Below are 3416 nucleotides of genomic sequence, written 5' to 3'. Positions count from 1 at the left end.
GCTCGTTCCTCGCGAGTTGCCGGCGACGCTAACGCGTCGCGGTTCGGCCGCTCTTACCCGGCTTCTTCCCTCGTCGAGGAAGGTCGCTCGTTCCTCACGACCTTCCTCTCCTCAGTTCAGTCGCCGGCGCGGCCTCGCGGCCCCGTTCTCCTCGGTCCTCACGGGTTGGTCGTGAGGATTTTAGGCGGCCTTGGTCTCCCAGAAGATCTTGGAGATCTCGTCGATCTTGCCCAGCAGCTCGTCGGCCTTGGCGACGTCGACGGTGCCCTTGCCGCCGGCCGCGCCCGCGAGCTTGGTGGCCTCCCAGAACAGCTGGTGCAGCTGCGGGTAGGTCTCCAGGTGCGGGGGCTTGAAGTAGTCGGTCCACAGCACCCACAGGTGGTGCTTGACCAGCTCGGCCCGCTCCTCCTTGATGGAGAGCGCACGGGAGCGGAACACCGGGTCCTCGTTTCCGGCGTACTTCTCCATGATGGCCTTGACGGACTCGGCCTCGATGCGGGCCTGGGCCGGGTCGTACACACCGCAGGGCAGGTCACAGTGCGCCGACGCGATGTGCCTGGGGCGCAGAAGTCGTGCGAGCATCGGAAATCCTTCCTTGATGCCATGTTCAGAATGGTCCGGTTAACGACCTTACTCGTCTCCGAATGCCCGTGTGGGAGGGGGTTACGCTCGATGAGAGTACGTGTCGCGGGGGACTCGATGCTGCCCGCGCTGCGGTCCGGCGACTGGCTCTGGGTACGACGCGGAGCGGTGGTGAGGCCCGGCGATCTGGTCGTCGCCCGGCTGCCGTCCGACCCCGCCGTGCTCATCGTCAAACGCGCGGTCTGGGAGGCGGACGGCGGCTGGTGGCTGGAGAGCGACAACCAGCGTGCTTCCGGCAGGCGCGACAGCTGGGACTTCGGCGCGCTGCCTCCGTCGTCGATCGTCGGCCGGGTGGTGCTGCGCTACTGGCCGACCTTCTGGCGGGCCCGGTAGGCGGCGACGTTGGCGCGGCTGGCGCACCGCTCCGAGCAGTATCGGCGCGATCGGTTGGAGGAGGTGTCGAGGTAGGCCCTGCGGCAGGGCGGCGCCTGGCAGAGGCCGAGCCGGTCGACGCCGAGATCGGTGATCATGGTGGCGAGTCCCATCACCGCTCCCACGGCGTACTGGTCGGCCATCCGGCCACCCTCGGTGAGGTGCAGATGCCAGCGCTCGCCGTCGTGCCCGGAGATCTGTGGCTGGACCGGGTGGTGGATCAGCAGCGAGTTGAGCCGGTCGACCACCGCCTCCTCGTCGCCCGCCTCGGCGGTCTCGAACACGATCATCAGCTCTTCGCGCAGGTCGCGCAGGGCTTCCAGGTCGCTTCTGGTGATGCGGCAGCCGGGCCGGTAGCGACCGCCCTCTTCCAGGAGCGCGCGCAGCCCTTCGAGACCGGTCAGCCGGTCGGGGCTGTTGATCAGTAGTACGGCCAGCTCCGCGTAGGAGGTCAGGTCCATCTGGGGATCCGTCAATGTAAGAGGTGGCATGGACTTCGAGTATTACACGGTGTGGTGAGGTTAACACCGGGACGACGAAAGTATGGGGTACTCGCCAGTGGTGACAGTCTCAACATGTGGCACAATCGAGCGACGGGTGACCCCCGAACCCTCCAGGCGACCGTGCTCAGTGAAGTAGGCCCCGAGCGGCTACAGAAGCCGGGGACAGGCTTCCCGCGGCCGTCTCAGAAGGAACTATCCGTCTGCCTGACTGAACTACAGGGGTCGCTGTGGCCACCATGCCATCTTCCATCTCTCTCGAAGCCCTCGAAGCCCTGGATCTGGATCCGGCCTTCGCCCTGCACCGCGGGGGCAAGCTGGAGGTCCGCTCCACGGTCCCGGTCCGCAACGCCGACGACCTGGCACTCGCCTACACACCTGGCGTGGCCAGAGTCTGCAGCGCGATCGCCGAGAAGCCCGAGCTCGCCAAGGACTACACCTGGATCTCCAACGTGGTCGCCGTCGTCTCCGACGGCACCGCGGTGCTCGGTCTCGGAGACATCGGGCCTGCCGCCGCCATGCCGGTCATGGAGGGCAAGGCCCTGCTGTTCAAGCAGTTCGCGAATGTCGACGCGGTGCCCATCTGCCTGGACTGCACCGACGTGGACGAACTGGTCGAGACGGTCGTCCGGCTCGCTCCCTCCTTCGGGGGGATCAACCTCGAGGACATCAGCGCTCCCCGCTGTTTCGAGGTAGAGGCGCGTCTCCGCGAGATCCTCGACATCCCCGTCTTCCACGACGACCAGCACGGCACCGCGATCGTCGCGCTGGCCGCGCTGAAGAACGCGGCGCGGCTGACCGGTCGTTCGCTGGGCGATCTGCGGGCTGTGGTCGCCGGTGCCGGTGCCTCCGGGATCGCGGTCAGCCGGATCCTGCTCAATGCGGGCATCGGTGACATCGCGGTGGCCGACTCCAAGGGCGTCATCCACCAGGGCCGCGACGGGCTCAACCCGGTGAAGGAGGCCCTGGCGCGCGACAGCAACAGGGCGGGCCTGCACGGCTCCACCGAGCAGGCGCTGGCCGGGGCCGACGTGTTCATCGGGCTGTCCGGCTCGACGGTCTCGGAGGAGGCCATCGCGTCGATGGCCTCCGGTTCGATCGTCTTCGCGCTGTCCAACCCGACGCCCGAGGTGCGGCCGGAGGTCGCGCGCAAATACGCGCAGGTGGTCGCGACCGGCCGTTCCGACTTCCCCAACCAGATCAACAACGTGCTGGCCTTCCCCGGCGTCTTCCGCGGGGCGCTCGACGTCCGCGCCACCACGATCACCGAGAACATGAAGGTCGCCGCCGCCGAGGCGCTGGCCGGGGTGGTCAAGGACGATGATCTGTCGGCCGACTACGTGATCCCCAGCCCGTTCGACGAGCGCGTCGCCCCGGCGGTCATCGCCGCCGTCTCCGAGCAGGCCCGTGCCGACGGGGTCGCCCGTCTCTAGATCGCGACAGCCCAGGCGGCACGGCAGGCGAACTCGCCACCCGGCCGAAGTACGATCACGCCCACCAGGCACCCGACCGAACGCCCCTCGCCCGACCGGCGGGGGGCGTTCCTGGTTTCCAGGGACGCCGGTATCCGTCGCGCGTCGTGTTACGGAAAGTGCTTCCTGGCACCTGTGCTCACAGGTGCCGGGCGGGTACGAGCGTCGGCCTGCTCGGCCTTGGAAGGAGCGGGAGAGGCGCGCTCGGTCGTCTCAGAGGGCCCGCTGCCGGCCAGGACTCGCTGCCACATCACGGCCCTGCGGCGGAGACCGAGTCCTCCGCCTCGCGGGGGTGGAGGTGAAACGGGGGCGGGGAGTCTTCACCGGTGAGAATCCGGTGGGAATGGCCGAAGGGGCCCGGCTGGTGCCGGACCCCTTCGGGTGAAGCTGGTGGAACAGGTGAGCCTTGAGGTTTGGACGCTCAGGCTCG

Annotated in this window: 4 protein-coding genes; 2 read left to right on the top strand and 2 right to left on the bottom strand. The window is 68.3% G+C overall.

What is annotated here, in order from left to right; all coding sequences use genetic code 11:
• Positions 1-180: 180 nt before the first annotated feature.
• Positions 181-582 (bottom strand): superoxide dismutase, Ni, encoded by a 402-nt coding sequence (sodN, locus tag ABZ260_RS43320; protein WP_350914286.1) that lies wholly within the window; start codon positions 580-582, stop codon positions 181-183.
• Between the two features lie 90 nt (positions 583-672).
• On the opposite strand from sodN, the gene ABZ260_RS43315 reads away from it, so the two are divergent.
• Positions 673-975, top strand: coding sequence for a S24 family peptidase (locus tag ABZ260_RS43315; RefSeq protein ID WP_350914288.1), 303 nt, complete (start codon positions 673-675; stop codon positions 973-975).
• Here the strand turns inward: ABZ260_RS43315 and ABZ260_RS43310 are convergent.
• Positions 945-1475, bottom strand: coding sequence for a CGNR zinc finger domain-containing protein (locus ABZ260_RS43310; RefSeq protein ID WP_343969233.1), 531 nt, complete (start codon positions 1473-1475; stop codon positions 945-947). The genes ABZ260_RS43315 and ABZ260_RS43310 overlap by 31 nt on opposite strands.
• Positions 1476-1753: 278 nt before the next feature.
• Here ABZ260_RS43310 and ABZ260_RS43305 point away from each other — a divergent pair, with 278 nt between their 5' ends.
• The gene (locus ABZ260_RS43305) at positions 1754-2947 is read left to right on the top strand and encodes an NADP-dependent malic enzyme (RefSeq protein ID WP_355629566.1); all 1194 of its coding nucleotides are present in this window, start codon (positions 1754-1756) and stop codon (positions 2945-2947) included.
• The last annotated feature ends 469 nt before the right edge of the window (positions 2948-3416 follow it).

It is taken from the genome of Streptosporangium sp. NPDC006013 (genome assembly GCF_040614275.1).
Classification (GTDB): domain Bacteria; phylum Actinomycetota; class Actinomycetes; order Streptosporangiales; family Streptosporangiaceae; genus Streptosporangium.
The sequence above is the reverse complement of the archived record's forward strand: the minus strand, read 5'-3'. Positions and strand labels throughout refer to the sequence as shown.